The sequence below is a fragment of the Tepidimonas thermarum genome (assembly GCF_007556705.1).
GTDB lineage: Bacteria > Pseudomonadota > Gammaproteobacteria > Burkholderiales > Burkholderiaceae_C > Tepidimonas > Tepidimonas thermarum.
The window spans coordinates 1-3,231 of sequence record NZ_VJOL01000091.1 but is presented as its reverse complement, the minus strand read 5'-3'; the positions used below and the strand labels follow the sequence as shown (position 1 = coordinate 3,231).

Below are 3,231 nucleotides of genomic sequence, written 5' to 3'. Positions count from 1 at the left end.
ATGGGCAAAACGGCCTGCAAACCGGCCGAAATGCACGTCGCAATCGCTGCGCAGCCACGTCTGGGCGGCTCGTTTCTTCGAAAGCAGCGTCACTGGTGCGTTCGAAGGGTATTTTTTCAACGGCCTGCTAAGTCTCGACGACTTTGGCACCGGCTATTCGAGCCTGGGCTATTTGCAGCGCCTGCCGATCGCGCAACTCAAGATCGACCGCTCGTTCGTGCGCGGCCTCCCCGATGACGTGGACAGTGCCGCCATCGTGCGCGCCACGCTCTCGATGGCGCACGACCTGGGGCTGCGCGTCGTCGCCGAAGGGGTGGAAACCGACGCCCAGCGCGACTTTTTGCGCCAGCACGGTTGCGACGTGTTCCAGGGCTGGCTGTTTGCGCGCGCCATGCCCGCGGAGGAGCTGACGGTCTGGCTGCACGCCCACACACGCGCGCGGGCCGGCGCGCCCCCCGGCTGACGCCCCGCCTGGGCGGGCGGTGGTGCAGGCGCGGCGACGGCTGTGGTCGTGGCCGCGCACCGCCAATCCCGTCCACAATCGTGGCATGGACCTCAAGCCGCTCATCACGCTGCTGGCCATCGTCAACCCGCTGGCGATCGTGCCGTTTTTCATCCACTACACGCTGGGCTTTTCGCGTCAACAGCGGCGGCGCACGATCGCGATATCCGCCCTGTCCGCCTTTGCCGTGATCGCGGTGTCGGCGCTCGCCGGCTTGCAAATCCTGGCGTTCTTCGGCATTTCGCTGGCCAGCTTCCAGGTCGGTGGCGGCATGCTGCTGCTCATGTCGGCGCTGTCCATGCTCAACGCCCAGCCGGCCGAAGCCAAAACCACCCGCGACGAGGTGGACGATGCGGCCGGCCGCGCCTCGATCGCCGTGGTGCCCTTGACCATCCCCCTGCTGACGGGCCCGGCCACCATGTCCACCGTGGTCATCTACGCCGACCAGGCCAAGACCTTTTGGCAACACGCGGCGCTGGTCGGCTATGGCGTGGTCATTGCGGCGGCCACGGCGCTGTGCTTTACCCTGGCCGAGCCGATTGCGCGGGTGCTGGGCAAGACCGGCATCAACGTCATGACGCGGCTCATGGGGCTGATTCTGGCGGCGCTGGCGGTCGAAGTCATGGCCAGCGGCCTGATGCGGCTCTTCCCAGTCCTGGCCGGTCACTGATCCCCGGGGCCGCGCGCCCGGCGGCGCTGCGGCACAATGCACGCATGCACGCCGGCTACGAATACCGCGTCCTCTTTTTCTGCATGGGCAACATCTGCCGCAGCCCGACGGCGCACGGCGTCATGCGGCAGCGGCTGCAAGCGCGCGGCCTGCACCCGCGCGTCGCCGTCGACTCCGCTGGCACGCACGCCTACCATGTGGGCCAGCCGCCGGACCCGCGCGCCCAGCACCACGCCCGGCTGCGCGGCTATGTGCTGGAGGATTTGCGCGCCCGGCAGCTCAGCAGCGACGACTTTGCGCGCCACGACCTGCTGCTGGCGATGGACTGGGACAACCTGGCGTTGGCCGAAGCCATGTGTCCGCCGCCGCACCGGCGCAAGCTGCGCCGGCTCACCGAATTCTGCCGGCGCCACGACAGCCCCGTCGTGCCCGACCCGTACTACGGCGGCGCGGACGGCTTCGAGCATGTGCTCGACCTGGTGGAAGACGCCTGCGACGGCTTGCTCGACCACATCGAACGGGTGCTGGCCCAGCGCCCGCACACCCGCCATTGACGCCATGACCGCTGCTGACCTGCCCCACACCACTGCCGCCGGACCGCTGGCGGGCCTGCGCTTGCTCGAACTCGGCCAGCTCATCGCCGGACCGTTTGCCGCCAAAACGCTGGCCGACTTCGGTGCCGACGTCATCAAAATCGAGCCGCCCACCGGCGGCGACCCGCTGCGCAAGTGGCGGCTGTTGCGCGATGGCACCTCGGTGTGGTGGGAGGTGCAGTCGCGCAACAAACGCTCGGTCTGCGCCGACCTGCGCACGGCCGACGGGCAAGCCCTGGTGCGGCGGCTGGCGGCCGAGGCCGACGTGCTGATCGAAAACTTCAAACCCGGCACGCTGGAGGGCTGGGGCCTGGGCTGGGAGGCGCTGCACACCCTCAACCCCCGTCTGATCATGCTGCGCCTGTCCGGCTACGGCCAAACCGGCCCGTACGCACACAAACCCGGTTTTGGCATTTTGGGCGAGGCCATGGGCGGCCTGCGCTACCTGACCGGCGAGCCGGGCCGGGTGCCGGTGCGCACGGGCGTGTCCATCGGCGACTCCATCGCCGCGCTACACGGCGTCATTGGCGTGCTCATGGCGCTCTACCACCGCGACGCGCGCGGCGGCCAGGGCCAGATGATCGACGTGGCCCTCTACGAGAGCGTGTTCAACCTGATGGAGAGCCTGCTGCCGGAGTACGACGCCTTTGGCGTGGTGCGCGAGCGCGCCGGCAGCGCTTTGCCGGGCATCGCGCCCTCCAATGCCTACCGCTGTCGCCCCGGCGCCGACGGCCAGGACGCTTACGTGCTCATCGGTGGCAATGGGGATGGGATTTTTCGGCGCCTGATGCACGCCATCGGGCGCGACGACCTGGCGCAAGACCCCGATCTGGCCCACAACGACGGGCGGGCGCGGCGCGCGGCCGAACTGGACGCCGCCATCGAGGCGTGGACGCGCACGCGCAGCGTGGACGAGGTGATTGCGGCCCTGGAGGCGGCCGACGTGCCGGTGGGCAAGATGTACACCGCGGCCGACATCGCCACCGACCCGCAATACCTGGCGCGCGGCATGGTGGTGCCAAGCACCGATCGCGATGGCCGACCGCTCAAGGTACCCGGCATCGTCCCCAAGCTCAGCGCCACGCCCGGCGCCTTGCGCCACCCGGCCCCGCGCCTGGGCGAACACGACGCCGACGTGGCCGGCACCACCGGCTGGCCAGCGCGCCGCGACGCCTAGGCGCTGCGCCAGCGGCTGGCCCTGCATAGGGATAGGGGCGGTCAGTATGCCTGACCGAGCCCCTCCCAAGTTGTGTATCGTTCTTTCTGTAAATTCCATTTTGCCGGTTGTCTGCTGGGCGGGGATCTCCGGCGCTACGCGCCTACGCTCCCCGCCCAGCAGACAGCGCGAGGGTGGGTCTGACGCCATGACTTCGAGAAAGGAGTGTAACCCTCATGGCAATACGAGTCGAAACCAACCCCTTGGAAGCCGCTTATGCGATCTTGCTCGAGAACGGACTGGATGGCGC

General features: G+C 68.9%; 4 protein-coding genes. All 4 read left to right on the top strand.

Annotation, left to right across the window (positions count from 1 at the left end):
* Positions 1–463: EAL domain-containing protein (locus Tther_RS12815; protein ID WP_143904484.1), on the top strand; the 463-nt coding region annotated here is incomplete at its 5' end.
* A gap of 85 nt (positions 464–548) precedes the next feature.
* Positions 549–1,172 (top strand): MarC family protein, encoded by a 624-nt coding sequence (locus Tther_RS12810; RefSeq protein WP_143904482.1) that lies wholly within the window; start codon positions 549–551, stop codon positions 1,170–1,172.
* Positions 1,173–1,216: 44 nt separating this feature from the next.
* Positions 1,217–1,726 carry a low molecular weight protein-tyrosine-phosphatase gene (locus Tther_RS12805; protein ID WP_143904480.1) on the top strand — a complete coding sequence of 170 codons (510 nt, stop codon included), beginning with the start codon at positions 1,217–1,219 and terminating at the stop codon, positions 1,724–1,726.
* 4 nt (positions 1,727–1,730) lie between these two features.
* A complete protein-coding gene (locus Tther_RS12800; protein ID WP_143904478.1) occupies positions 1,731–2,942 on the top strand; it encodes a CaiB/BaiF CoA transferase family protein in 1,212 nt (403 codons plus the stop codon).
* The last annotated feature ends 289 nt before the right edge of the window (positions 2,943–3,231 follow it).

Excerpts from the sequence above, each read along its gene's own strand:
- Tther_RS12810 (WP_143904482.1), top strand. The coding sequence starts at position 549 with ATGGACCTCAAGCCGCTCATCACGCTGCTGGCCATCGTCAACCCGCTG.
- Tther_RS12805 (WP_143904480.1), top strand. The coding sequence starts at position 1,217 with ATGCACGCCGGCTACGAATACCGCGTCCTCTTTTTCTGCATGGGCAAC.
- Tther_RS12800 (WP_143904478.1), top strand. The coding sequence starts at position 1,731 with ATGACCGCTGCTGACCTGCCCCACACCACTGCCGCCGGACCGCTGGCG.